Annotated in this window: 23 protein-coding genes and 1 other annotated feature; of the genes, 17 read left to right on the plus strand and 6 right to left on the minus strand. The window is 40.2% G+C overall.

What is annotated here, in order from left to right:
- Window positions 1-2 precede the first annotated feature (2 nt).
- From INQ00_RS05385 to murA, 10 genes are all read left to right on the plus strand, one after another.
- Complete coding sequence (locus INQ00_RS05385; RefSeq protein WP_197546430.1) at window positions 3-428, plus strand: hypothetical protein; 426 nt, start codon at window positions 3-5, stop codon at window positions 426-428.
- 178 nt (window positions 429-606) lie between these two features.
- A complete protein-coding gene (gene corC, locus INQ00_RS05390) occupies window positions 607-1,503 on the plus strand; it encodes a CNNM family magnesium/cobalt transport protein CorC (protein WP_014064936.1) in 897 nt (298 codons plus the stop codon).
- Between the two features lie 74 nt (window positions 1,504-1,577).
- A complete protein-coding gene (lnt, locus tag INQ00_RS05395) occupies window positions 1,578-3,110 on the plus strand; it encodes an apolipoprotein N-acyltransferase (RefSeq protein ID WP_197547500.1) in 1,533 nt (510 codons plus the stop codon).
- A gap of 71 nt (window positions 3,111-3,181) precedes the next feature.
- Window positions 3,182-3,976, plus strand: a complete 795-nt coding sequence (gene mlaF, locus INQ00_RS05400) for a phospholipid ABC transporter ATP-binding protein MlaF (RefSeq protein ID WP_005699257.1) — start codon at window positions 3,182-3,184, stop codon at window positions 3,974-3,976.
- Window positions 3,973-4,758 carry a lipid asymmetry maintenance ABC transporter permease subunit MlaE gene (gene mlaE, locus INQ00_RS05405; protein ID WP_054418238.1) on the plus strand — a complete coding sequence of 262 codons (786 nt, stop codon included), beginning with the start codon at window positions 3,973-3,975 and terminating at the stop codon, window positions 4,756-4,758. Before mlaF ends, mlaE begins: the two co-directional genes overlap by 4 nt.
- Window positions 4,759-4,770: 12 nt before the next feature.
- The gene (gene mlaD, locus INQ00_RS05410; protein ID WP_197541775.1) at window positions 4,771-5,277 is read left to right on the plus strand and encodes an outer membrane lipid asymmetry maintenance protein MlaD; all 507 of its coding nucleotides are present in this window, start codon (window positions 4,771-4,773) and stop codon (window positions 5,275-5,277) included.
- A gap of 21 nt (window positions 5,278-5,298) precedes the next feature.
- Window positions 5,299-5,946 carry a phospholipid-binding protein MlaC gene (gene mlaC, locus INQ00_RS05415; RefSeq protein WP_197546431.1) on the plus strand — a complete coding sequence of 216 codons (648 nt, stop codon included), beginning with the start codon at window positions 5,299-5,301 and terminating at the stop codon, window positions 5,944-5,946.
- A 4-nt stretch (window positions 5,947-5,950) separates the two neighbouring features.
- Window positions 5,951-6,286 carry an STAS domain-containing protein gene (locus tag INQ00_RS05420; protein WP_014064941.1) on the plus strand — a complete coding sequence of 112 codons (336 nt, stop codon included), beginning with the start codon at window positions 5,951-5,953 and terminating at the stop codon, window positions 6,284-6,286.
- Window positions 6,287-6,299: 13 nt separating this feature from the next.
- Window positions 6,300-6,557 carry a BolA family protein gene (locus tag INQ00_RS05425; protein ID WP_197546432.1) on the plus strand — a complete coding sequence of 86 codons (258 nt, stop codon included), beginning with the start codon at window positions 6,300-6,302 and terminating at the stop codon, window positions 6,555-6,557.
- A gap of 8 nt (window positions 6,558-6,565) precedes the next feature.
- The gene (gene murA / locus INQ00_RS05430; RefSeq protein WP_197546433.1) at window positions 6,566-7,846 is read left to right on the plus strand and encodes a UDP-N-acetylglucosamine 1-carboxyvinyltransferase; all 1,281 of its coding nucleotides are present in this window, start codon (window positions 6,566-6,568) and stop codon (window positions 7,844-7,846) included.
- A gap of 56 nt (window positions 7,847-7,902) precedes the next feature.
- Here the strand turns inward: murA and INQ00_RS05435 are convergent, their stop codons facing one another.
- Entirely contained in the window at window positions 7,903-8,607 is a 705-nt protein-coding gene (locus tag INQ00_RS05435; protein WP_054418229.1) for a YggS family pyridoxal phosphate-dependent enzyme, read from the minus strand.
- A gap of 164 nt (window positions 8,608-8,771) precedes the next feature.
- Window positions 8,772-8,886 (plus strand) — a sequence feature (Thr leader region).
- Window positions 8,887-8,918: 32 nt separating this feature from the next.
- Here INQ00_RS05435 and thrA point away from each other — a divergent pair.
- The 3 genes from thrA to thrC all read left to right on the plus strand — a co-directional run bounded on the left by thrA (window position 8,919) and on the right by thrC (window position 13,676).
- Window positions 8,919-11,366 carry a bifunctional aspartate kinase/homoserine dehydrogenase I gene (thrA, locus tag INQ00_RS05440; protein ID WP_197546434.1) on the plus strand — a complete coding sequence of 816 codons (2,448 nt, stop codon included), beginning with the start codon at window positions 8,919-8,921 and terminating at the stop codon, window positions 11,364-11,366.
- A 12-nt stretch (window positions 11,367-11,378) separates the two neighbouring features.
- Window positions 11,379-12,323, plus strand: coding sequence for a homoserine kinase (gene thrB / locus INQ00_RS05445; RefSeq protein ID WP_197546435.1), 945 nt, complete (start codon window positions 11,379-11,381; stop codon window positions 12,321-12,323).
- Window positions 12,324-12,401: 78 nt separating this feature from the next.
- Window positions 12,402-13,676 carry a threonine synthase gene (gene thrC / locus INQ00_RS05450; protein WP_197546436.1) on the plus strand — a complete coding sequence of 425 codons (1,275 nt, stop codon included), beginning with the start codon at window positions 12,402-12,404 and terminating at the stop codon, window positions 13,674-13,676.
- A gap of 80 nt (window positions 13,677-13,756) precedes the next feature.
- Here the strand turns inward: thrC and INQ00_RS05455 are convergent, their stop codons facing one another.
- A complete protein-coding gene (locus tag INQ00_RS05455; protein ID WP_070868793.1) occupies window positions 13,757-15,250 on the minus strand; it encodes a PTS transporter subunit EIIC in 1,494 nt (497 codons plus the stop codon).
- A 172-nt stretch (window positions 15,251-15,422) separates the two neighbouring features.
- Here INQ00_RS05455 and INQ00_RS05460 point away from each other — a divergent pair, with 172 nt between their 5' ends.
- The 4 genes from INQ00_RS05460 to INQ00_RS05475 all read left to right on the plus strand — a co-directional run bounded on the left by INQ00_RS05460 (window position 15,423) and on the right by INQ00_RS05475 (window position 20,008).
- Window positions 15,423-16,133 carry a 4'-phosphopantetheinyl transferase family protein gene (locus INQ00_RS05460; protein ID WP_197546437.1) on the plus strand — a complete coding sequence of 237 codons (711 nt, stop codon included), beginning with the start codon at window positions 15,423-15,425 and terminating at the stop codon, window positions 16,131-16,133.
- A 128-nt stretch (window positions 16,134-16,261) separates the two neighbouring features.
- Window positions 16,262-17,503: an FtsH protease activity modulator HflK gene (hflK, locus tag INQ00_RS05465; RefSeq protein WP_197547501.1), complete on the plus strand. Its 1,242-nt coding sequence runs from the start codon at window positions 16,262-16,264 to the stop codon at window positions 17,501-17,503.
- Entirely contained in the window at window positions 17,503-18,390 is an 888-nt protein-coding gene (hflC, locus tag INQ00_RS05470) for a protease modulator HflC (protein ID WP_049367835.1), read from the plus strand. Before hflK ends, hflC begins: the two co-directional genes overlap by 1 nt.
- A gap of 229 nt (window positions 18,391-18,619) precedes the next feature.
- Window positions 18,620-20,008, plus strand: a complete 1,389-nt coding sequence (locus INQ00_RS05475) for a cytochrome-c peroxidase (RefSeq protein ID WP_197546438.1) — start codon at window positions 18,620-18,622, stop codon at window positions 20,006-20,008.
- Window positions 20,009-20,113: 105 nt separating this feature from the next.
- Here the strand turns inward: INQ00_RS05475 and INQ00_RS05480 are convergent, their stop codons facing one another.
- From INQ00_RS05480 to thiM, 4 genes are read right to left on the minus strand one after another with little or no spacing between them, the layout of a single operon-like run.
- A complete protein-coding gene (locus tag INQ00_RS05480; RefSeq protein WP_197547502.1) occupies window positions 20,114-21,418 on the minus strand; it encodes an MFS transporter in 1,305 nt (434 codons plus the stop codon).
- Window positions 21,415-22,092 carry a thiamine phosphate synthase gene (gene thiE / locus INQ00_RS05485; RefSeq protein ID WP_197546439.1) on the minus strand — a complete coding sequence of 226 codons (678 nt, stop codon included), beginning with the start codon at window positions 22,090-22,092 and terminating at the stop codon, window positions 21,415-21,417. The genes INQ00_RS05480 and thiE overlap by 4 nt, the downstream gene beginning before the upstream one ends.
- Complete coding sequence (thiD, locus tag INQ00_RS05490) at window positions 22,089-22,910, minus strand: bifunctional hydroxymethylpyrimidine kinase/phosphomethylpyrimidine kinase (protein ID WP_197546440.1); 822 nt, start codon at window positions 22,908-22,910, stop codon at window positions 22,089-22,091. Before thiD ends, thiE begins: the two co-directional genes overlap by 4 nt.
- The gene (gene thiM / locus INQ00_RS05495; protein WP_197546441.1) at window positions 22,903-23,697 is read right to left on the minus strand and encodes a hydroxyethylthiazole kinase; all 795 of its coding nucleotides are present in this window, start codon (window positions 23,695-23,697) and stop codon (window positions 22,903-22,905) included. The genes thiD and thiM overlap by 8 nt, the downstream gene beginning before the upstream one ends.
- Window positions 23,698-23,709 lie beyond the last annotated feature (12 nt).

The raw sequence follows: 23,709 nt of genomic DNA on the forward strand, positions 1-23,709 counted from the left end.
TTATGCAAAAAGAAGAAATATATCAGAAAATCGGAGAGCTTTTATGGTCAATAATGCCTATAGAAGCGGTAAGAATTGATTTTATTGGCTCTATTTATCCAGAACACTACTCTGGTGGTTCTGCATGGGTATCAGAAGATGGTCAAATCCACTATAATGATCCTAATGAAATTGAATATGAAATAATATTGTTGATGAAAGAGTTGAAAAAAAGTACTTCTCAAGAATGGACTCAGTACACCTTTTCACTATATTCTGACATGAAATTTGATATTAAATTTGCATACATACCAGAAGAGGATAGCTGGGGATCTCTATATATGAGAGGGATTAGCGATCTTACGTGGGAAGAAGCTGATGAACATAATATTTCTAAAGAAATATGGGAAGAGCGAGTAAAGGTAAAGGAAAAAATGCAAAAGCACTAATTTAGCAAATTAGCATATTTTTCGGCATTTTCTTGTTATTATTTTTTGAAATGCGGTTAAAAATCATAATGTTTTTAACCGCACTTTATTTTCAGCTATTTAGCTTAAGTTTTTTGCGATTTTTGTCAAAATATGCTACTTTTTACACAGTCAATCCGACAGTAACACATTTAATTTTATGAACGAAGAACATTCGAGTAATCAAACTGAAACAACTAAAAAATCTTTTTTCCAATCACTTATTGGTCGTTTTTTCCAAGGTGAGTTGAAAAACCGTGAAGAACTCGTCGAAGTGATTCGCGATTCAGAACAAAACGATTTAATCGATCAAAACACTCGTGAGATGATTGAAGGGGTAATGGAAATCGCAGAGCTTCGCGTACGCGATATCATGATTCCTCGCTCGCAAATCGTATTTATTGAATCGAATCAAGATCTTGATGCCTGCTTGAATACCATTATTGAATCAGCCCACTCTCGTTTTCCTGTGATTGCAGATACGGATGACCGCGATAATATTGAAGGTATTTTACACGCAAAAGATTTGCTTAAGTTTTTACGTGAAGATGCGGAAGAGTTCGAACTTTCCAAGTTGTTACGTCCAGTTGTGATTGTGCCGGAAAGTAAACGTGTCGATCGTATGCTAAAAGATTTTCGCTCTGAGCGTTTCCATATGGCGATTGTGGTGGATGAGTTTGGTGCGGTATCAGGTTTGGTGACTATCGAAGATATTCTCGAACAAATTGTCGGTGATATTGAAGACGAATTTGATGAGGAAGATGTCGCAGATATTCGTCAGCTTTCTCGTCACACTTATGCGGTGCGAGCGCTAACGGATATTGATGATTTTAATGCACAATTTAATACGCATTTTGATGATGAAGAAGTGGATACCATTGGTGGTTTAATCATGCAAGCCTTTGGGTATTTGCCTAAACGCGGTGAAGAAATTACCTTAGAAAATATTCAATTTAAAGTGACTTCAGCCGATAGTCGCCGTTTAATTCAGGTACGCGTAACCGTGCCAGATGAGCATTTGTCGGATATGGAAGGTGTAGAAGAACAAGCTGAGTAAGTTACTCAGTTTGACCGTATTCTTAGCCCCCTCTTTGCTAAAGAGGGGGAATGTTTTTTTGTAGTATGGATAAAATGAATAAATTAGTCGTTTATCTTATAGCCTTGATTTCTGGCGTAATTGGCGTATTTGCCTTTTCGCCGTTTGATTATTGGGGATTAGCCTATGTATCCTTAGGCGGATTACTTTTTGTGGCGAAAAATGCCAAAAAATCAACCGCACTTTTGGCCACCTTTTTGTGGTCGATGGGCTTTTTCTGTTTTGGTGTAAGTTGGTTAAATGTCAGCATTCATCAATTTGGTGGCGCTTCCCTTGGTGTGAGTTATCTCTTGGTGGGCTTACTTTCGGCTTACCTTGCACTTTATCCAATGCTTTTCACTTATTTAGTCCAGCGTTTTCAGGTGCAAAGTGCAGTCATTTTTGCCGCGATTTGGACATTGACTGAATTCTTGCGTGGATGGGTGTTTACCGGTTTTCCATGGTTACAATTTGGTTATACCCAAATCGACAGTCCATTTTACGGCATCGCGCCGATTTTTGGTGTCACTGGGATGACATTCTTTACCGTTTGGGCAAGTGCGGTCATTTTTAATCTTGTTTTTTCACTATCGAAAAAACAATGGAATTTAGTCGGCGTGAATGCATTGCTATTATTGGTTGTGGGTGGATTAAGTGCTTATGCAGGTAAGGTGAATTTTGTTCAACCCAAAGAGGGTAAAGGACTAACTGTCACGCTTGCACAAGGTAATATTGAGCAAAATTTAAAATGGGATCCTGAATATCTTTATGCCACGGTAGATATCTATCAAAAACAAATTTTGGCGCATTTAGGCAAGTCTGATTTGATTATTTTACCTGAGTCTGCATTGCCAACTTTGGAAAATGCCATTACGCCATTTTTTGAGGCCTTAGATAAAGTTGCAAAAGAGAAAAACACGGAAGTGATGATTGGTACCGTATATCGTGATGAACAAAGCGGTAAGTTATTAAATTCGATTGTGACGGCAGGGAATCCTGATTTCCCTTATGAATTAACGACAAAAAATCGTTATAGCAAACATCATCTCGTGCCATTTGGTGAGTACGTGCCGTTAGAAAGTTTGTTGCGTCCACTTAATTCCGTATTTAATTTGCCAATGTCAGCGTTCCAAAGTGGCGATGCGGTACAGCCATCTTTTATGGCAAAACAACATGCTTTTGCGCCAGCGATTTGTTATGAAATTATTTTTGGTGAGCAACTTCGTGAAAATCTGAAAAAAGAAACAGATTATTTGCTGACGATTTCTAATGATGCATGGTTTGGTGATAGTATTGGCCCTTGGCAGCATTTACAAATGGCTAGAATGCGCGCGCTCGAATTAGGTAAACCATTAATTCGTGCAACGAATACGGGGATTTCAGTGTTTATTGATGCAAAAGGCAACATTGAAGCGCAAGCGCCTCAATTTGAGGAAACAACGCTGACCCATAAAATGGTGCCAACAGAAGGCAAAACGCCTTATGCAGCATTGGGTAATTTACCTATTTATGTGTTGTCATTGATTTTTGTGTTATTACGTGGCTTCACGACGTTATTAAAACGCCGCTTGAACCTTTCACAAAAATAGCAGTCAAAACGACCGCACTTTTTTAACGTGAGAGAAAATAAATTTCTTCTTATAAAACCAATGAGATTTTAATGAATAAAAATCTAATCGAAGTCAAAAACCTGACCTTCAAACGAGGTGAGCGTGTGATTTACGATAACCTGAATTTGAAAGTCCAACAGGGCAAAATTACGGCCATTATGGGGCCATCAGGGATCGGGAAAACCACGCTACTGAAATTAATTGGCGGTCAGTTGCACCCTGAGCAAGGCGAGATTTTGTTTGATGGACAAGATATTTGTCGTCTTTCAAATCGAGAGCTTTATGAAGTGCGTAAACGCATGGGAATGTTATTCCAATCAGGTGCATTATTTACGGATATTTCAACGTTTGATAACGTGGCATTTCCGATTCGCGAGCATACGCGTTTGCCAGAAAGTCTAATTCGTCAAATTGTGTTGATGAAATTAGAAGCGGTGGGCTTACGCGGTGCGGCAGATTTGATGCCTTCAGAGCTTTCTGGGGGGATGGCGCGTCGTGCTGCATTAGCGCGTGCGATTGCACTTGACCCGGATTTAATCATGTTTGATGAGCCGTTTACGGGGCAAGATCCAATCAGCATGGGCGTAATTGTGAGTTTAATTAAACGCTTAAATGAAGCGCTGAACTTAACGTCTATCGTGGTTTCTCATGATGTAAATGAAATATTAAGTATTGCAGATTATGCCTATATTATTGCGGATAAGCATGTGATCGCTGAAGGAACATCAGAACAACTGCTTGCTAGCCAAGATCCTCAAGTGGTGCAGTTCTTAAAAGGCGAAGCGGATGGACCGGTGAGATTCCATTATCCAGCAAAAGATTATGTGGAGGAATTATTTAAATGATCGTTGATATGATTTCTTCACTTGGACGAAGCGTAATCAAGTTTTTCCGTGCATTAGGCCGATCAGGCTTTATGTTGTTCGGTGCGTTAGTCGGTAAGCCACAAATTCGTCAACATTTTCCTTTATTAGTGAAGCAGTTATACGCATTAGGTGTACAGTCTTTATTAATTATCCTGCTTTCAGGTTTATTTATTGGGATGGTGTTAGGCTTACAAGGCTATGTAGTCTTGGTAGATTTTTCTGCAGAAACCAGCCTTGGACAACTTGTGGCACTGTCTTTATTACGTGAATTAGGCCCAGTAGTGACCGCACTTTTATTTGCGGGTCGTGCAGGTTCAGCGTTAACGGCTGAAATTGGCTTAATGAAAGCCACAGAACAACTTTCCAGCCTTGAAATGATGGCCGTCGATCCACTACGTCGTGTGATTGCGCCGCGTTTTTGGGCGGGCGTGATTGCGATGCCAATTCTTGCGATTCTCTTTACCGCGATTGGTATTTGGGGCGGATCGCTTGTTGGCGTGGATTGGAAAGGTGTGGATGCAGGTAGCTTCTGGTCAGTGATGCAAAATGCAGTGAGCTGGAGCTATGACATTCTAAACGGATTTATTAAAAGCGTATTTTTCGCCATTGCGGTGGTGTGGATTGCGTTATTCAATGGTTATGATTGTATTCCAACATCTGAAGGTATCAGTCAAGCCACAACCAGAACGGTTGTCCACGCATCACTTGTGGTACTTGGGCTCGATTTCATCTTAACTGCCATTATGTTTGGGGCAGGCTAATAGGGTATTTTTATGCGACAAACAATTAAATATGAATTTTGGGTAGGCTTATTTTTACTACTCGGTATCGCTGCGTTAGTATTTCTAGGCTTACGCGTAGCAAATGTACAAGGTTTTGGTGAAACAAAATCTTACACAGTGACTGCAACTTTTGACAATATTGGTGGACTAAAAGTCCGTGCACCACTTAAACTTGGTGGGGTAGTCATTGGTCGCGTGTCTGATATTACATTAGACGAAAAATCTTACTTGCCAAAAGTCAGTATTGCGATTAATGAAGAATATAAAGAAATTCCGGAAAACAGTTCGTTATCGATCAAAACATCGGGATTATTGGGCGAACAATATATCGCCTTAAGTATGGGCTTTGATGATGGTGAAACCGCAATGTTAAAAAACGGTAGCCAAATTCAAGACACTAAATCCGCAATGGTATTGGAAGATTTAATCGGCCAGTTCCTTTACGGTGATAAAAAATCAGACGGTAATGCTGACAAAGCAGAATCAGATGTAAAATAATAATCTTTATTTAGGAGATTTATGATGAAATTTACTCAGTTAAAAAAATGGTTTAGCGTAATGGCATTTGCAGTGACCGCACTTTTTGTGACTCAAACTGTACGTGCAGAAACAAGTCCTTATGTGTTGATGCAACAAGCATCAGATAAGTTATTTGCCGATATCAAAAACAATCAGGCAAAAATTAAAAAGGATCCAAACTATTTACGTACCATCGTGCGTAACGATTTATTACCTTACGTGCAAGTAAACTATGCGGGTTCTTTGGTGTTAGGTTCACACTTTAAATCAACCACACCAGAACAACGTGAAAAATTCTTTAAAGCATTCAGCGATTTTATCGAACAAGCTTACGCGCAAGTGTTAACCGCTTACACGGATCAAAATATTCAAATTGAACCGGCTAAAGAAGTAGGCGACAAAAACCTTGTGAGCATTCGTGTCAATATCATGCAAAATGGTGGACAAGCGCCAATTAAATTAGATTTTAAATGGCGTAAAAACAGTAAAACTGGCGAATGGCAAGCTTATGATATGGTTGCTGAAGGCGTGAGCATGGTTGTTACCAAACAAAATGAATGGAGCGGTATCTTACGTCAACAAGGTATTGATGCATTAACTGCTCAAATTCAAAAATCTGCTGCAGCACCAGTGACATTGAGCAAATAAGCGAATGACTGCATTAAAGTGGGATTTAATCCAAAATAATGATAAGATAGCTCTCCAATTATCGGGGGAGCTATCCCGCAACACGTTGTTACCATTATGGCAACAACGTGCTTCTTTTTTATCAGAAAAGCAAAACAATCAAAGTCTCATTGAATTTGATTTAACTGAAATCAATCGAATTGATTCTGCTGGTTTTGCATTATTGTGTGATTTTCTACACGATTGTGAGCAGTTACCAAATAAAAAAGTGCGGTTGATAAACCCTCCAGAACAGTTATTAACCCTTGCTGATTTAGTGAATTTATCTCATTGGATTAGCACTTTTATCGACCATAATTAAAACGGAAATCCGAATGGAACTGCAAGAAATTGAACGTATTTTAAAAGAAAGCCTGAATGTAGATGAGGTTTATGCTCAAGGTGAAAATGCTCACTTTGGTGTGATTGTAGTGAGTGATGAGATCTCAGCACTTTCTAAATTAAAACAGCAACAAACCATCTATGCGCCATTAATGCCTTACTTTCAAATTGGCGAAATTCATGCTTTAACTATTAAAACCTATACTACTGCAAAGTGGAAAATGGATCGTTTATTACATCAAGCAAGCTAGGATTTTCTATGGAAAAATTTCGTGTTTATGGCGGGCAATCTCGCTTAAGTGGTACTGTAACCATCTCAGGTGCAAAAAATGCTGCACTTCCTATTCTTTTTGCTGCAATTTTGGCAACTGAGCCGGTTAAATTAACAAACGTACCAGAACTAAAAGATATTGATACAACCTTAAAAATCTTACGTAAACTTGGCGTTGTAGCTGAGCGTGATGCTGGAGGTACAGTATTATTAGATTGTTCTAAAATTGATCACTTCGTTGCACCATATGAATTAGTAAAAACCATGCGTGCCTCTATTTGGGCATTAGCACCGTTGGTAGCTCGTTTTAATCAAGGTCAAGTTTCTTTACCAGGCGGTTGTTCTATCGGTGCACGTCCGGTTGATCTTCACATTAGTGGTTTAGAAAAACTCGGTGCAACGATTGAGCTTGATGAAGGTTATGTAAAAGCGGTTGTTGCTGATCGTCTTGTAGGTACGCGTATTGTGATGGAAAAAGTGAGCGTTGGCGCGACTTTATCTATCATGATGGCTGCAACACTTGCAAAAGGTACAACAATCATTGAAAACTCAGCACGCGAGCCAGAAATTGTTGATACTGCAGATTTCCTCAACAAAATGGGCGCGAAAATTACGGGTGCTGGTACGGATCACATTGTCGTTGAAGGTGTTGACCGTTTAACTGGCTGTGAACATAGCATCGTGCCAGATCGTATTGAAACCGGCACATTCTTAATTGCGGGTGCAATTTCTGGTGGTCGCGTGGTATGTCAAAATACCAAAGCGGATACCATGGATGCGGTGATTGATAAACTTCGTGAAGCAGGCGCGGAAGTTGAAGTGACTGAAGATAGCATTACATTAGACATGCACGGTAATCGTCCGAAAGCCGTCAATATTCGTACTGCACCACACCCAGGTTTCCCAACAGATATGCAAGCACAGTTCACCTTATTAAATATGGTGGCAGAAGGCACCAGTATCATTACTGAAACCATCTTTGAAAACCGCTTTATGCACATTCCAGAATTAATTCGTATGGGCGGTAAAGCTGAGATTGAAGGTAATACAGCAGTTTGTCACGGTGTTGAGCATCTTTCTGGTGCAGAAGTGATGGCAACAGATTTACGCGCATCAATCAGTCTTGTGTTAGCAGGATGTATCGCAAGTGGTGAAACTATCGTAGATCGTATTTATCACATCGATCGTGGTTATGAGCACGTTGAAGATAAACTTCGTTGCTTAGGTGCGAAGATTGAACGTTTCTCTGAAAAGAGCGAAGAAGTTTAATTAAATCCAGATAAAAAAGAGCGGTCAATTTTGACCGCTTTTTTATTTTCTATCCATTATTTTTTCGAATAATCTCTCGCCCCAAAAATGGCTGTGCCAATGCGTACCATGGTTGAACCGCATTTAATGGCACTTTGCATGTCATCGGTCATTCCCATTGAAAGCGTATCAATTTGCTGATGAGGCAAAGCGGCTTTAAGTTGTTCAAATAATTGTTCCATCTGGCTAAAAGCCGCTTCTTGTTCAGCAACATTATCTGTTGGTGCAGGGATCGCCATCAGGCCACGTAAACGTAAGTGCGGTAGATTTTCAATGTGTTTTGCAAGCTCAATCATTTCACTCGGTTGAATACCTGATTTACTGGCTTCATCACTGATATTAATTTGAATTAAAACGTTCAAAGGCGCTTTATTGGCAGGACGTTGTTCATTTAAACGATCGGCAATTTTTGCACGTTCTAGCGTTTGCATCCAATCGAAATGTTCAGCTACAAGACGGGTTTTATTAGATTGCAATGGGCCAATAAAATGCCATTCAAGTTGAATATTCTGTGCTTCAAAATACTGAATTTTATCGACACCTTCTTGAACATAGTTCTCCCCAAATGCTTTTTGTCCGGCTTGGTAGGCTTCTAAAATCGCTTCATTGGGTTTCGTTTTAGAAACCGCTAATAACGTGACCGCACTTTCAGGACGATGTGCAAGTTGAGTGGATGTTTGGATTTGTTGATGAATGGTTTCGAGTGCTTGTTGAATTGTCATCATTTTCTTCCTGACCAATGTAAAACTCGTTTTATTCTATACCAAAGTAATGATTTTTAGAAAAAAATCTTCATTTTTTCGATTTTATGTTTGACAAGCTCGCGCTTTTTCGGTATTTCTAAACACATCTTTTTTTCAAGGTAAAAATACAATGAAAAATAACCGCACTTTCACTATTACCACCATTATTATGACCATTACGACAATTAATGGGGCGGGTTAGTGCGTAGCAAACAGGATCAGGAAAACCCGCATTCAGTCTAGTGCGGGTTTTTTAATATTTAAAAATCACAACATCTGAGGATATTATCATGCGCGTATTAAAATTTGGTGGCACTTCATTAGCCAACCCTGAGCGTTTCTCGCAAGCAGCTCAATTAATCGAAAAAGCTCATTTAGAAGAACAAGCAGCCGGTGTTTTATCCGCTCCTGCTAAAATTACTAATCATCTTGTCGCCCTCTCTGAAAAAGCCGCATTAAACCAACCAACCGATACCCACTTTAACGAAGCCATTGAAATTTTCTATAACATCATTAATGGTTTGCACGCTGAAAATAATAAATTTGATCTTGCGGGTACCAAAGCCCTCATTGATGCAGAATTTGCCCAAATTAAAGGTTTATTAGAAGAAATCCGCCAAGCAGGCAAAGTAGAAGATAAGGTTAAAGCAACCATTGACTGCCGTGGTGAAAAATTATCGATTGCCATGATGAAAGCGTGGTTTGAAGCTCGTGGATACAATGTTCACATTGTTGATCCAGTTAAACAATTATTAGCGCAGGGCGGTTACTTAGAATCTTCAGTTGATATTGAAGAATCTATAAAACGCGTTGATGCGAAAAGTATCGGAAAGGATAAAGTTGTCTTAATGGCAGGTTTTACCGCTTGTAATGACAAAGGCGAATTAGTGTTATTAGGTCGTAACGGTTCTGATTATTCAGCCGCTTGTTTAGCCGCTTGTTTAGATGCGTCTGTTTGCGAAATCTGGACTGATGTAGACGGCGTTTATACTTGTGATCCACGTTTAGTGCCAGATGCACGTTTATTACCAAGCCTTTCTTATCGTGAAGCAATGGAGCTTTCTTATTTTGGTGCGAAAGTGATCCATCCACGTACAATTGGTCCATTATTACCAAAACAAATCCCTTGTGTGATTAAAAACACCGGTAATTCATCTGCACCAGGTTCAATAATCGATGGTCATGTGAAATCTGAAGGGTTACAGGTGAAAGGGATTACTAACCTTGATAACGTGGCAATGTTCAATGTTTCAGGCCCAGGTATGCAAGGTATGGTGGGAATGGCCGCTCGTGTCTTCTCTGCCATGTCGAAAGCAGGGATTTCGGTCATTTTAATCACGCAGTCTTCTTCTGAATACAGCATCAGTTTCTGTGTGCCAGTGAAATCAGCGGATGCTGCGAAAGCAATCTTAGAACAAGAGTTTGCTGCAGAATTAAAAGCCCATGAATTAGAACCGATTGAAGTTGCAAAAGATCTTTCTATTATCTCTGTTGTGGGCGATGGCATGAAACAAGCTAAGGGTATCGCAGCTCGTTTCTTCTCTGCATTGGCTCAAGCGAATATCAGCCTAGTCGCGATTGCACAAGGTTCTTCTGAGCGTTCAATTTCAGCGGTAGTGGCGCAAAATAAAGCGATTGAAGCTGTGAAAGCGACTCACCAAGCCCTTTTTAATAATAAGAAGGTCGTCGATATGTTTCTAGTCGGCGTAGGTGGGGTAGGCAGTGAATTGATTGAACAAATCAAACAACAAAAAGAGTACCTTGCAAAGAAGGATATTGAGATCCGTGTTTGTGCCTTAGCGAATTCAACAAAAATGCTTTTAAATGAAAACGGATTGAATTTAGATAATTGGAAAGCTGATCTTGAAAATGCAACCCAACCTTCTGATTTCGATGTGTTGTTATCTTTCATTAAATTACATCACGTAGTGAATCCAGTCTTTGTCGATTGTACAACGGCTGAATCGGTCGCAGGACTTTATGCGCGAGCGTTAAAAGAAGGCTTCCATGTGGTAACACCAAACAAAAAAGCGAATACCCGTGAATTAGCCTATTACCATGAATTACGTCGTAATGCACAAGCAAGCCAACATAAATTCTTATACGAAACTAACGTAGGGGCAGGCTTACCGGTTATCGAAAACTTACAGAACTTATTGGCTGCAGGTGATGAACTTGAGTATTTTGAAGGCATTTTATCAGGCTCACTTTCTTTCATCTTCGGCAAATTAGAAGAAGGACTTTCTCTTTCAGAAGTGACCGCACTTGCTCGTGAAAAAGGCTTTACAGAACCCGATCCTCGTGATGATTTATCGGGTCAAGATGTGGCGCGTAAATTGCTTATTTTAGCGCGTGAAGCGGGTCTAGAACTTGAGCTTTCCGATGTGGAAGTTGAAGGCGTGTTACCGAAAGGCTTCTCTGAAGGCAAATCAGCGGATGAATTTATGGCGATGTTGCCACAATTGGATGCGGAATTTAAAGCACGCGTTGAAGCCGCGAAAGCAGAAGGAAAAGTATTGCGCTATGTAGGCCAAATTAAAGATGGCCACTGCAAAGTATCAATCATTGCCGTAGATCAAAATAATCCATTGTATAAGGTGAAAGACGGTGAAAACGCCCTTGCATTCTATACGCGTTATTATCAACCAATTCCGTTGCTATTACGTGGTTACGGTGCAGGTAATGCAGTAACTGCAGCAGGCATCTTTGCGGATATTTTAAGAACATTACATCACTAAAAAGGACATAACATGTTAAGAATTTATGCTCCCGCATCGAGTGCAAATATTAGTGTAGGGTTTGACACATTAGGCGCAGCCATTTCACCGATTGATGGTTCATTATTAGGTGATGTCGTACAGATTGAGTCTATTCCAAGTGGTTTTGAGCTTGAAAGTTCGGGCTATTTTGTGCGTAAATTGCCAAAAGAGCCGCAAAAAAATATCGTGTATCAGGCCTATGTACTGTTTAGTGAGCAATTAAAATTACGCAATGTGAGAGTCAAACCATTGCGTTTGATCCTTGAGAAAAATATGCCGATTGGTTCGGGATTAGGCTCAAGTGCCTGTTCTATTGTGGCTGCATTAGTGGCATTAAATAAATTCCACGATGAACCATTCTCAAAAATGGAATTGTTAGAGATGATGGGAGAGCTAGAAGGTCGTATTTCAGGTTCGATCCATTATGATAACGTTGCGCCTTGCTATCTTGGCGGTGTGCAGTTTATGGTACAATCTCTCGGTAACATTTGCCAAAAACTGCCATTTTTTGATAATTGGTATTGGGTCTTAGCCTATCCAGGCATTGAGGTTTCAACCGCTGAAGCACGCGCAATTTTACCGAAAAGCTACACGCGCCAAGATGTGATTTCTCATGGTCGTCATTTAGGTGGCTTTGTGCATGCATGTCACACGCATCAAGAAAACCTTGCAGCGATGATGATGAAAGATGTGATTGCGGAACCTTATCGTGAAGCTTTATTACCAAATTTCGCAGAAGTGAAACAAGCTACTCGTGATTTAGGCGCGTTAGCGACCGGTATTTCAGGCTCTGGCCCAACGATTTTCTCCATTGCACCTGATTTGCAAACCGCAACAAAACTGGCAACTTATTTAGAAAATCATTATTTACAAAACAATGAAGGTTTTGTGCATGTTTGTAAGGTCGATAATGATGGCGCGAGAGAGCTAGGTTAAACAACAAATCGCTTTTATCCCCTCTTTTATAAGAGGGGAATAACATTTTATTAAAACTCTATAATTAACGGATATACAATGAATTTGTACAATATCAAACACCCTGAAGAACAAGTAAATTTTGCTCAAGCAGTACGTCAAGGGCTTGGCAAAGATCAAGGTTTGTTCTTTCCAGAAACGATCCCCGCTTTAACCAATATTGATGAGTTATTAGCCTTACCATTGGTTGAACGTAGCCAAAAAATTCTTGGCGCCTTAATCGGTGAAGAATTGTCGAAAGCCACTTTGGATGCGATGGTAAAAAATGCATTTACTTTTCCAGCACCATTAGAAAAAGTGGAAGACAATATTTATGCCCTTGAGTTATTCCACGGTCCAACTTTAGCATTTAAAGACTTCGGTGGTCGCTTTATGGCGCAGGCGCTTGCTGCAGTGCGTGGTGATGGTAAAATCACTATTTTAACAGCGACATCTGGTGATACCGGTGCGGCAGTTGCCCATGCATTTTATGGGTTGGAAAATATCAATGTCGTGATTTTATATCCGAAAGGCAAAATCAGCCCATTACAAGAAAAATTATTCTGTACTTTAGGTGGGAATATCCGCACTGTTGCAATTAATGGCGATTTCGATGCGTGCCAAGCGTTAGTCAAACAAGCGTTTGATGACGCAGAACTGCGTCAAGCGATTGGTTTAAACTCAGCAAACTCCATTAATATTAGCCGTTTATTGGCGCAAGTTTGTTATTACTTTGAAGCGGTCGCGCAGTTACCAAAAGAAAAACGTGATAATGTCGTGGTTTCTGTACCAAGTGGTAACTTTGGTAACTTAACGGCTGGTTTAATTGCAAAAACATTAGGTTTACCAATTAAACGCTTTATTGCATCAACCAATGCGAACGACACAGTGCCACGTTATTTAGAATCAGGTAACTGGGCACCTAAAGCGACGGTAGCCACGCTTTCGAATGCGATGGATGTAAGTCGTCCGAACAACTGGCCACGTGTAGAAGAACTATTCAAACGTAATGGCTGGAATTTAAGTGATTTAGGTTCAGGTATGTTAAGCGATGGCGAAACAGAAGAAACCTTAAAAGCGATGTACGCAAAAGGTTATTTGTGTGAACCACACGGTGCGATCGCCTATCAAGTATTGAAAGACCAACTTAAAGCGGATGAAACCGGTATTTTCTTATGCACGGCACATCCTGCGAAATTTAAAGAGTCTGTAGAGCGTATTCTTTCGCTCGATCTTCCATTGCCAGAAGCCTTGGATAAACACAATAAATTACCATTACTTTCTGATGAAATGGATGACGATTTTGCACAATTACGTGCATATTTGTTGAAATAATAAAAAAGTGCGGTTGATTTTGACCGCACTTTTGTTTTGTTACTCAAAAGGGCAGGATAAACGCCCTTTATTTTTAGGAATTAATCTTCTTTTCCTAAGATTTGATTCACTTCACTCTTATAGAGTACGGCTTTGGCACCGAAAATGGCTTGTACGCCACCGCCGACTTCAAGCACATCAATCGCACCTAATTTTTTCAATGTGGCTTTATCAACGGCTTTGACATCCTTAACAGAAACACGTAAGCGAGTAATACACGCATCCACGTTTTCAATATTTTCAGCACTACCTAATGCTGCAATAATTTTATGTGCATTTTCAGTAAGTGAACTTGTTTCTTGTTCTACATTTTCTTCGGTTTCTTCACCGCGTCCTGGCGTCATCACATTAAAGATGCGAATCAAGAAAACGAAAGAGAAATAATAGAGCAGCGCCCAAGGAATTCCCACGAAAATGACACGCAACCAATGGGTATTTTCATCACCTTGTAAGATACCGAAGAGCAAGAAATCAATAAAACCACCAGAGAAAGTATTCCCGATAGAGATATTTAAATAATCGGCAATAAAGAAAGATACACCGTCTAAGAATGCGTGGAATACATAAAGCCATGGTGCAACAAACAAGAACATAAACTCGATAGGTTCAGTAATGCCGGTAATGAATGATGTTAGGGCTGCACCAAGGAATAAACCACCAATTTGTGCACGACGTTTTTTCGGTACACAGTGATACATGGCTAAACAGGCAGCTGGTAAGCCAAACATCATGGTATCAAAACGGCCGGCAAAGAAACGCGTCCCTTCAGTAAATAAACCATGGTGATTTGGATCTGCTAATTGAGCAAAAAAGATTTTTTGCGCACCAACGATCATCTCACCATTGACCATTTCCACACCACCTAATTCAGAATACCAAAATAGTGGGTAAATCATGTGATGTAAGCCAACCGCGCCAGATAATCGCATTAAGAAACCGTATAAGAATGTTCCAAAGGTTCCCATGGAGGCGATGCTTTTACCTGCAGAAACGAGCCATTGTTGGAAAGTTGGCCAAATGAGGAAGAAAACTAATCCAACGAAAATAGCTGAAAAAGCAGTCACAATTGGCACAAAGCGAGACCCACCAAAGAAACCTAATACTTGTGGTAATTGGATGTTGTGATAGCGATTGTGTAATTTAACGGTAATCAAGCCCATCACCAATGCACCAATCACACCCGTATCGATGCTTTTTACATCAGGAGAGAAAATCGGAATTAATGCGGCAATGGTACCCGTCATAATGAGATAACCGACAACCGCAGCGAGAGCAGCCACGCCTTTGTCACGTTTGGCTAGGCCAATACCTAAACCGATACACAATAATAAGGCTAAATTAGCGAACACCACGCTACCAGCTGCAGACATAATCTGAAACAGACCTTGCAGTGCCTCATTATTTAAAATTGGATAGGCTTGCACCGTTGCTTTATTGGAAAGTGCACCACCGATCCCGAGTAAAAGACCCGCAGCAGGCAAAATAGCAATTGGCAACATGAATGCTTTACCGACTTGTTGAAGTTGTTTAAACATAGAACCTCCTGAGATTACTTTTTCGAAATGTAACGTATTTGAAGGGAAAAATCTGTGAAACCGCTCACAGTTTCAATCTAACACCTTGCTTTGATGAGTTTTAGCTTATGTTGGCGTGTGGTGGATTTCCTTTTATAATGCAATCAAACTTGCGTGTTTATTCATTATTTTTATGACAACTTTTATTGCTTACGCCAATATTCAACAACCTTTTCCTTTTAATGAAATTCCTAGGGAGCTCGTCCTTGAGAATTTGCATACGGAACCGAAGGGGAATTCTCGGATAACGCAACGACATCAATGTCGTCGATTGGCGCATTTTTTACTTTGGCAGTTGCTAAAAACAGCGGAAAAATCAACCGCACTTTTAGGGCGAATTTATCGTACACAAAGTGACAGACCACAATTTCCCGTCGAGAATATTGATTTTAATATTAGTCACTCTGGTGATTGGGTTGCTGTATTGCTGCATATTAATGAATCAGAAAAAAGTGCGGTCGGTATTGATATTGAATTTCCCAAAAAACGGAATTTTTCTGCGCTCATGGCTCATTTTGCGCCACAAGCAGAACAAGATTGGTTTGCTAAACAACCTGATGCAGACCAGGCCTTTTATCGTTGTTGGTGTTTGCGTGAAGCTGTATTGAAATCACAAGGCGTAGGCATAGTGAAGTTATCAAGTGTGACGCATTTGCCTGAACCACAACAGATCTATTCAGATTATTGTCCGAAAGGTGAGTTGATCTTTACGGATGAATTGCCTTTTTACTTTGCGGCATTTATAAATCAGTCAAAAATTCAACCGCACTATTATCAGTGGGATGGAAAAAAATTACTCGAAAAAAATATAAAAAATTCCTTGATTTACCAAGTAAATGAATAAAAGAAAATCCTTGAAAATATTCAAGGATTTTTTATTTTATAAAACTTGATTCGCCACTTGTATTTTCATAGACTAACCCCATTTATTTCGATAAACTCATTAAAATTTTTAGACAAATGGAGAACGTAATGTCGCAAAACGGTCCAGAGCAAGATCCTTGGGGTAAACCGGGACAGAGCAGCGGTCCAAAACAGTCAGATAATTCATCAGATAAGCAAAATGAAAATGGCTGGGGCTCGCGAGACAATAAAAATCAGGAGCAATCACCACCAGATATTGAAGAAGTATTCAATAATCTGTTGAAAAAATTAGGTGGGGGTAATAAAAAAGGCGGTTCAAATAATACTTCGCCGAACATACCTTCATTTAATTTAGGTAAAATTTTACCGATCGCCGCGGTGATCGGGGGAATTATTTGGGGGGCAAGCGGTTTTTACACTATTAAAGAAGCGGAACGTGGTGTGACGTTACGTTTTGGTGAGTTTCATTCTACCGTTCAACCTGGTTTGAACTGGAAACCGACTTTCATTGATAAAGTGGTGCCGGTGAATGTAGAACAAGTTCGCGAGCTTAAAACGCAAGGTGCAATGTTAACCAAAGATGAAAACATGGTTAAAGTGGAAATGACCGTACAATATCGCGTGCAAAATCCAGAAAAATACTTGTTTAGCGTGAGCAATGCAGATAATAGTCTTGGACAAGCGACGGACAGTGCGCTTCGTTATGTGATCGGCCATATGACTATGAATGATATTCTGACAACGGGGCGTGCAGTGGTGCGTGAAAATACTTGGAAAGCGTTGAACGATATTATTAAACCTTATGACATGGGGCTTGAAGTGATTGACGTGAACTTCCAATCCGCACGTCCACCAGAAGAAGTGAAAGATGCTTTCGATGATGCGATTAAAGCGCAGGAAGACGAACAACGTTACATTCGTGAAGCTGAAGCTTATGCTCGTGAGAAAGAGCCAATCGCTCGCGGTGACGCACAGCGTATTATAGAAGAAGCGACTGCTTACAAAGATCGTGTTGTACTTGATGCGCAAGGGGAAGTGGAACGTTTACAACGTCTTCTACCTGAGTTTAAAGCTGCGCCTGATTTGTTAAAAGAGCGTCTTTATATTCAAACCATGGAAAAAGTCATGGCAAATACGCCGAAAGTGATGTTAGATGCAAATAATGGTAACAATTTAACCGTATTACCATTAGAACAATTAATGGGTAAAAAAGCGGCTCAACCGACTACTCCAACGTCTGAAAGTGCGGTCAGTTCTGCACCTGTTTCAACACAGGAACGTCGTGTAGAAACACAAACGGCTCAACCAGTTCAATCAAATGAAGGCATTCGCCAAGGGAGATTTAACTAATGCGTAAATTTTTACTTCCGATTATTGTGGTGATTGCCGCGGTGCTATATTCCAGCGTCGTGGTTGTAACTGAAGGCACTCGTGGCATCATGTTGCGTTTTAACAAAGTACAACGTGATGCAGAAAACAAAGTTGTGGTGTATGAGCCTGGTTTGCATTTCAAATTGCCTTTAATTGATAGCATTAAAGTGCTTGATGCGCGTATTCGTACCCTTGATGGTTCAGCTACTCGTTTTGTGACAGTCGAGAAAAAAGACTTGTTGGTGGATTCCTATGTAAAATGGAAAATCAGCGATTTCGGTCGTTTCTATACTGCAACGGGTGGTGGCGATTATAACCAAGCTGCAAGCTTATTAAGCCGTAAAGTGAATGACCGTCTGCGTTCAGAAATAGGTACTCGTACAATTAAAGATATCGTTTCAGGTACACGTGGTGAATTAATGGCAGGTGCGAAAAAAGCGTTAAATTCAGGGCAGGATAGTACCTCTGAATTAGGGATTGAAGTCGTCGATGTTCGCGTAAAACAAATCAATTTACCGGATGAGGTTTCTTCTTCGATTTACCAACGTATGCGTGCAGAACGTGATGCGGTTGCCCGTGAACATCGTTCACAAGGTAAAGAAAAAGCAGCGTTCATTCAAGCGGATGTGGATCGTAAAGTGACCTTGATCTTAGCGAATGCAAATAAAACTGCACAAGAATTACGTGGTAATGGTGATGCGGCAGCAGCGAAATTGTATTCTCAAGCTTTTGCTCAAGAACCACAGTTTTATAGCTTTATTCGTAGCTTAAAAGCCTATGAAAGCAGCTTTGAAGGTTCAGGTAATATGATGATCTTGAAACCAGACAGTGATTTCTTCCGCTTTATGCAAGCGCCAAAGAAATAAGCAAGAGATAATAAAAGTAAAGTGCGGTTAGAAATAACCGCATTTTTTATTGCTTAATTTTAGGGGAGTTTTCACTTATAAGGTAAAAAGACCTTTAATGCAATCAATTGAATCCATAGCCAAAGTTAATTAAATCCATACAAAATATAAGCCAATTTTTTGGCATAATCACCTTGCTTTTTAAGCTTTTTCTTTCTTTTTATATTTTATTGATCATTTGGAGTATTAGATGAAAAAACTGATTATTGGCGGAGCAGCCATTGCAGTATTAGGTTATTTGGGTGTTGTGGGGTATCTACATCAATTTGATAAAGAGAACGCGACCCAACTTTTAATGGAAAATCACTATACGGGAGAACAAGAAAAAGTGGCAAAGGCGTTGTTTGATAACAGCTGCCAATATTGTCATAGTCCAAACACACCTCTTCCATTTTATTCAAAATTCCCGATTGTGGGTGACCAAATGCAATCGGATATTCAGAATGGGCTTCGTGCTTTCCGCTTAGATCGTTTAGTTGAAGGCTTAAAAGATCCGAGCAAATTATCCCAAGCTGATTTAGCAAAATTACAACGTGTACTTGAAAATAACGAAATGCCAATTGCTAAATTCAGACATCTTCACTGGGGAAGTAAACCAGATGAGCAAGAAAAAGTGGCGTTGCTTAACTGGATTCGTGAAGCACGTAAAATGTCTTTACCAAAAGAAACACCAAATGTTGATGCAGATCGTTTAGTTCAACCGATTCCAGACAGTATTGCTAAAGATGAAGCAAAAGTCGCATTAGGTCATGATCTTTATTTTGATGGACGTTTATCAGGCGATGGTTCTATTCAATGTCATACTTGTCACCAATTAGACAAAGGTGGTGTAGATAGACTTGAAACTTCAACAGGAATTGAAGGTAAAAAAGGCCCAATTAACGCGCCAACCGTGTTCAATGCGGCATTTAACTTTGTGCAATTCTGGGATGGGCGTGCGGCAGATTTAGCGGATCAAGCGAAAGGTCCTCCAACAAATCCGGTAGAAATGGGCTCGCACTCTTGGGATGACATCGTGGCACGTTTTGAAATGGATGAAGAATTCAAACAAGAATTCTTAAAAGAATATCCACAAGTGACGAAAGAAACCTTAACTCATGCGATTGGTGAATATGAAAAAACATTAATTACGCCAAATAGTGATTTCGACTGTTATTTGAAAGGGGATAAAACAGCCTTGACTGAGCAACAAGTTCGCGGTTATGAGTTATTCAAACAACATAAATGCGATACTTGTCATACTGGCGTAGCAATGGGCGGACAATCTTATGAATACATGGGACTCTACGGCGATTACTTTAAAGATCGTGGTACGCCATTAACTGATGCAGATGAGGGGCGCTTTGCACAAACTAAAGATCCATTCGATATGCATCGCTTTAAAGTGCCAACTTTACGTAACATCGCACTTACCGCACCATATTTCCATGATGCCTCAGCAAAAGAGCTAAAAGATGCTGTGAGTGTAATGTTGAAATACCAAAGTAACGTGCAACAGCCAGCTCAAAAAGATGTGGAGGACATCACTTCTTTCTTAGAAAGTTTGACAGGTGAATTTAAAGGTGAAAAATTGAAATAATCTTTAAATGGCTAAATAGAAACGACCGCAAGTGCGGTCGTTTTTTTATGTGTTTTATTTTGAGATTTACTATAAAGCAAAACGATGAGTTTCTTTTCCCTTATTTTATGCTAAGTGTTTATCCTTTGTTTCCGTAATAAACCAAAGTCCAATCAAACTTAATACGGCATTTAAGGTTAGATAAATTCCAACACCTTTTAAGCCATAATTTGCATTCAGTGGTAACGCAATAATTGCTGCTACACTGGCACCGAATAAGCCTGAAATATTGTAGGTCAACGATGCACCGGAATAACGAGCATGTGTTGGAAATAATTCTGGTAAGAAACTCGCAAGTGGGCCATAACCCATGCCAATTAACTCCATTCCTATCATCAAGAACCAAAATAAACTGGTAGTTGTTCCATTATCGAGAAAATATGGCAAGGCTAAGCCGAAAATAGCCACGCCAAAGGTTGTCCAAATTAACCAAATTCTTCGTCCAACGATATCGATATATTTGCCTGAAATAACAATTGTAATGGCTAATGAAATCGCACTGCACATTAATAAAGCGGTAAAAATTTGTGGTGAGAAGCCTAAGCCCATTGCATAACCGGCTTCCGATACGGTAGGGGCAGATTTTGCATAAATTTGGCTGAAAGCGATCATAATATAAAAGAGCACATAGCCTGCAAGACAGATCAGCATGCCTAAGAAGAACGGTTTGAAATGAGTAACGATCACTTCCATCATCGGTAAAGTTTTAGGTTTAGGCTTGTTAAGTGTAGCAATAAATATTGGTGCTTCCGTAAGTTTTAATCGAACATACAACCCAATGGCAACTAATACAAAAGAGGAAAGAAATGGAATTCGCCATGCCCAGTCAGTCATTGCGGCTTGTCCAAAAAGCGCGGTAATGAGTAAAAAGACACCATTGGCAAGTAGTAATCCTAGAGGAGCGCCTAATTGTGGAAAAGTGCCATACCAACCACGTTTTCCTTCAGGTGCATTTTCGATTGCCACTAATGCAGCGCCGCCCCATTCACCACCTAAACCGATTCCCTGCCCAATACGGCACAAGCAAAGTAAGATGGTTGCCCATATTCCGATACTGTCGTAAGTCGGTAATAAGCCAATTACTACAGTTGAGATTCCCATTACTAACAGGCTCATAACAAAGGTATTTTTTCTTCCTAAGCGATCGCCAAAATGTCCGAATAATACCGCTCCCAGAGGACGAGCAATAAAAGTCAGTGCTAGTGTAGAAAGTGCAGCGATTTGGCCCGAAAGTGGGTCAGCAGCGTGGAAAAATTGATGATTGAAAACGAGCACCGCCGCCATGGCATAAATATAGTTATCGAAATATTCAATAGTGGTGCCAATCATTGTTGCCATTGCTACACGTTTCAAACTATTTGGCTTATTCAGTGGTTGCATCCGCTAGCTTCCTTTAATGCTTTGGTGCTTGCCTTTATATCTTTGGCTTGACTGATTGCTGTTATTATCGCGATACCATCTGCACCGTATTTTCGTAACGTTTTCACATGCTCCAATTTCACGCCACCAATGGCTACAAGTGGTTTTGTGATACCTGCTTTTCTCAAGGTTTGAATAAACGCCATTCCTAGAGTAGGTTTAGGATTTTCTTTTGACTGAGTCGGAAAAATTGGACCAATACCGAAATAATCGATTTCAGATAATACCTCTCCGATTTTGGCTTCGTCTAAACGGTTGACGGACCAACCAATAATGAGTGGTTTATGGGTTCTTGCTCGAATCGTTTTTACGGGCGTATCACTTTGTCCAACATGAATGCCATCCGCTTCAATTTCTAAAGCTAAATCAACGTTATCATCGACAATAAATGGCACATTATATTGACGACATAAGTCTCTGCACTTAATGGCTAAGGCTCGTTGTTCTGTTGGAGAATTTTCTAATGAGAATTTGCCTTTATCGCGAAATTGAAAACAGGTAATGCCTCCTTCTAAAGCTTGTCTAAGAACAGAAAGCAAGTTATCTGCTAGATTATCACCTAAATGTCGGCAATCTTGTGTGCCTGCTACAAAATAGAGCGGTAAAATTTCTTGAATATTGTTCATCTTTGAATCCTTATCGGACTATACGCCCAATGATTAGTCGGTCCATGTCCATGACCAATATTCAATGGGTGAGAAATAGCTGCCGTAATAAAATCCTTGGCTGTTTTGACCGCACTTTTTAGAGGTGCCCCTTTGGCTAATTCTGCCGTTAAGCAAGCTGAAAAAGTACAACCTGTGCCATGAGTATGTGGGGTATTGAAACGTGGACTTTCCAAAACAAAATGTTCACCATTTTGTAAAAGGATCCAATCTTGGCATTGCTCACTTTGTGAATTGAGTGAATGCCCGCCTTTAATAATCACATTCTTCGCACCTTGTTTTTGCAAGTCTAACGCGGCTTGTTGAATGCTGGCTGTATCAGAAATCTTAAAACCAGTTAAAGCTTCTGCCTCAGGAATATTTGGCGTAATCACATCGGCAAGTGGCAATAAATATTTGCTTAGTGCGGAAACCGCTTGTTGTTGCAATAAAGGGGCCCCACCTTTCGCAATCATGACAGGATCGATAACCAATGTGCCGAATGGACGATTTTTTAAGAAATCAGCAACGCATTCAATAATATCTGCTGTGCCAAGCATACCAATTTTGGCACTTGCAATCTGAAAGTCATTTTTTACCGCTTCCAGTTGCGCTTGAATTGTTTTCAGTGGAATAGGGTGAATATCAAATACGCCAAGTGTGTTTTGTGCGGTGACAGCTGTAATCACTGAAGTGCCAAATACGCCCTGCATTTGAAAGGTTTTCAGATCTGCTTGAATGCCAGCTCCGCCACCACTGTCCGAACCAGCAATAGTCAATGTTTGTGGAATGTTAGACATATTTTACCTCCGCGTTTTGTTCTATTAAATCAGGTGTTAAGGCTGCCAATTCATCAAGCAAGCGAATTTGGAACTGACCGACTTGCGTGGTTAAGTTTTTAGCCGCAAGCTCCCCTGCAACGGTGTAAGCGGCACAGGCTTCGACTGTCGCAGAAAAATGATTACCTTCATCAACAGCTAAAAATGCTGCGCATACTGCACTTAATAAACACCCCGATGCGGTGACTTTGGGGAATAATGGTGTGCCGTTATGGATGGTAGCCGTTTGCTTTCCATTACTGATGATATCGACCTCTCCACTAATTAATACTGTGCAACCATAGCGTTGAGCAACACGTTGAGCGACTTCTTGTAGATTCGTTTTACCTTGTCCTGCATCCACGCCTTTTGCTTGCCAGTCTTCACCAGCAATCGTAGCTAGCTCACCTGCATTACCACGAATTAAGGCAAATTTCACTTCAGACAGTAACTGACGGATAGTTTCTCGTCGGTAGCTCGTAGCGCCCACTCCGACAGGATCAAGCACGACAGGAATGCCTATTGAATTTGCGGTTTTACCCGCTAATAACATAGCCTCTCGTTCTTTACCGATAAGCGTGCCGATATTGATTACCAATGCTTGGCTGATTTTGGGCACTTCAACCATTTCCTCTATGTTGGCTGACATCAATGGTGATGCACCTAATGCAAGTAAACCATTGGCACTAAAATTTGCCGCAACAATGTTGGTTATGTTATGAATAAGCGGGTTTTGCTCACGAATTTTTGATAAATAAATAGATTTCATTTCACGCCTTTA

The sequence above is a fragment of the Haemophilus parainfluenzae genome (assembly GCF_014931275.1).
In the GTDB taxonomy this organism is placed as follows: domain Bacteria; phylum Pseudomonadota; class Gammaproteobacteria; order Enterobacterales; family Pasteurellaceae; genus Haemophilus_D.

What these genes read in the sequence shown, in the direction of transcription:
- INQ00_RS05385 (WP_197546430.1), top strand. Translation starts at nt 3, where the DNA reads ATGCAAAAAGAAGAAATATATCAGAAAATCGGAGAGCTTTTATGGTCA.
- corC (WP_014064936.1), top strand. Translation starts at nt 607, where the DNA reads ATGAACGAAGAACATTCGAGTAATCAAACTGAAACAACTAAAAAATCT.
- lnt (WP_197547500.1), top strand. Translation starts at nt 1,578, where the DNA reads ATGAATAAATTAGTCGTTTATCTTATAGCCTTGATTTCTGGCGTAATT.
- mlaF (WP_005699257.1), top strand. Translation starts at nt 3,182, where the DNA reads ATGAATAAAAATCTAATCGAAGTCAAAAACCTGACCTTCAAACGAGGT.
- mlaE (WP_054418238.1), top strand. Translation starts at nt 3,973, where the DNA reads ATGATCGTTGATATGATTTCTTCACTTGGACGAAGCGTAATCAAGTTT.
- mlaD (WP_197541775.1), top strand. Translation starts at nt 4,771, where the DNA reads ATGCGACAAACAATTAAATATGAATTTTGGGTAGGCTTATTTTTACTA.
- mlaC (WP_197546431.1), top strand. Translation starts at nt 5,299, where the DNA reads ATGATGAAATTTACTCAGTTAAAAAAATGGTTTAGCGTAATGGCATTT.
- INQ00_RS05420 (WP_014064941.1), top strand. Translation starts at nt 5,951, where the DNA reads ATGACTGCATTAAAGTGGGATTTAATCCAAAATAATGATAAGATAGCT.
- INQ00_RS05425 (WP_197546432.1), top strand. Translation starts at nt 6,300, where the DNA reads ATGGAACTGCAAGAAATTGAACGTATTTTAAAAGAAAGCCTGAATGTA.
- murA (WP_197546433.1), top strand. Translation starts at nt 6,566, where the DNA reads ATGGAAAAATTTCGTGTTTATGGCGGGCAATCTCGCTTAAGTGGTACT.
- INQ00_RS05435 (WP_054418229.1), bottom strand. Translation starts at nt 8,607, where the DNA reads ATGACAATTCAACAAGCACTCGAAACCATTCATCAACAAATCCAAACA.
- thrA (WP_197546434.1), top strand. Translation starts at nt 8,919, where the DNA reads ATGCGCGTATTAAAATTTGGTGGCACTTCATTAGCCAACCCTGAGCGT.
- thrB (WP_197546435.1), top strand. Translation starts at nt 11,379, where the DNA reads ATGTTAAGAATTTATGCTCCCGCATCGAGTGCAAATATTAGTGTAGGG.
- thrC (WP_197546436.1), top strand. Translation starts at nt 12,402, where the DNA reads ATGAATTTGTACAATATCAAACACCCTGAAGAACAAGTAAATTTTGCT.
- INQ00_RS05455 (WP_070868793.1), bottom strand. Translation starts at nt 15,250, where the DNA reads ATGTTTAAACAACTTCAACAAGTCGGTAAAGCATTCATGTTGCCAATT.
- INQ00_RS05460 (WP_197546437.1), top strand. Translation starts at nt 15,423, where the DNA reads ATGACAACTTTTATTGCTTACGCCAATATTCAACAACCTTTTCCTTTT.
- hflK (WP_197547501.1), top strand. Translation starts at nt 16,262, where the DNA reads ATGTCGCAAAACGGTCCAGAGCAAGATCCTTGGGGTAAACCGGGACAG.
- hflC (WP_049367835.1), top strand. Translation starts at nt 17,503, where the DNA reads ATGCGTAAATTTTTACTTCCGATTATTGTGGTGATTGCCGCGGTGCTA.
- INQ00_RS05475 (WP_197546438.1), top strand. Translation starts at nt 18,620, where the DNA reads ATGAAAAAACTGATTATTGGCGGAGCAGCCATTGCAGTATTAGGTTAT.
- thiE (WP_197546439.1), bottom strand. Translation starts at nt 22,092, where the DNA reads ATGAACAATATTCAAGAAATTTTACCGCTCTATTTTGTAGCAGGCACA.
- thiD (WP_197546440.1), bottom strand. Translation starts at nt 22,910, where the DNA reads ATGTCTAACATTCCACAAACATTGACTATTGCTGGTTCGGACAGTGGT.
- thiM (WP_197546441.1), bottom strand. Translation starts at nt 23,697, where the DNA reads ATGAAATCTATTTATTTATCAAAAATTCGTGAGCAAAACCCGCTTATT.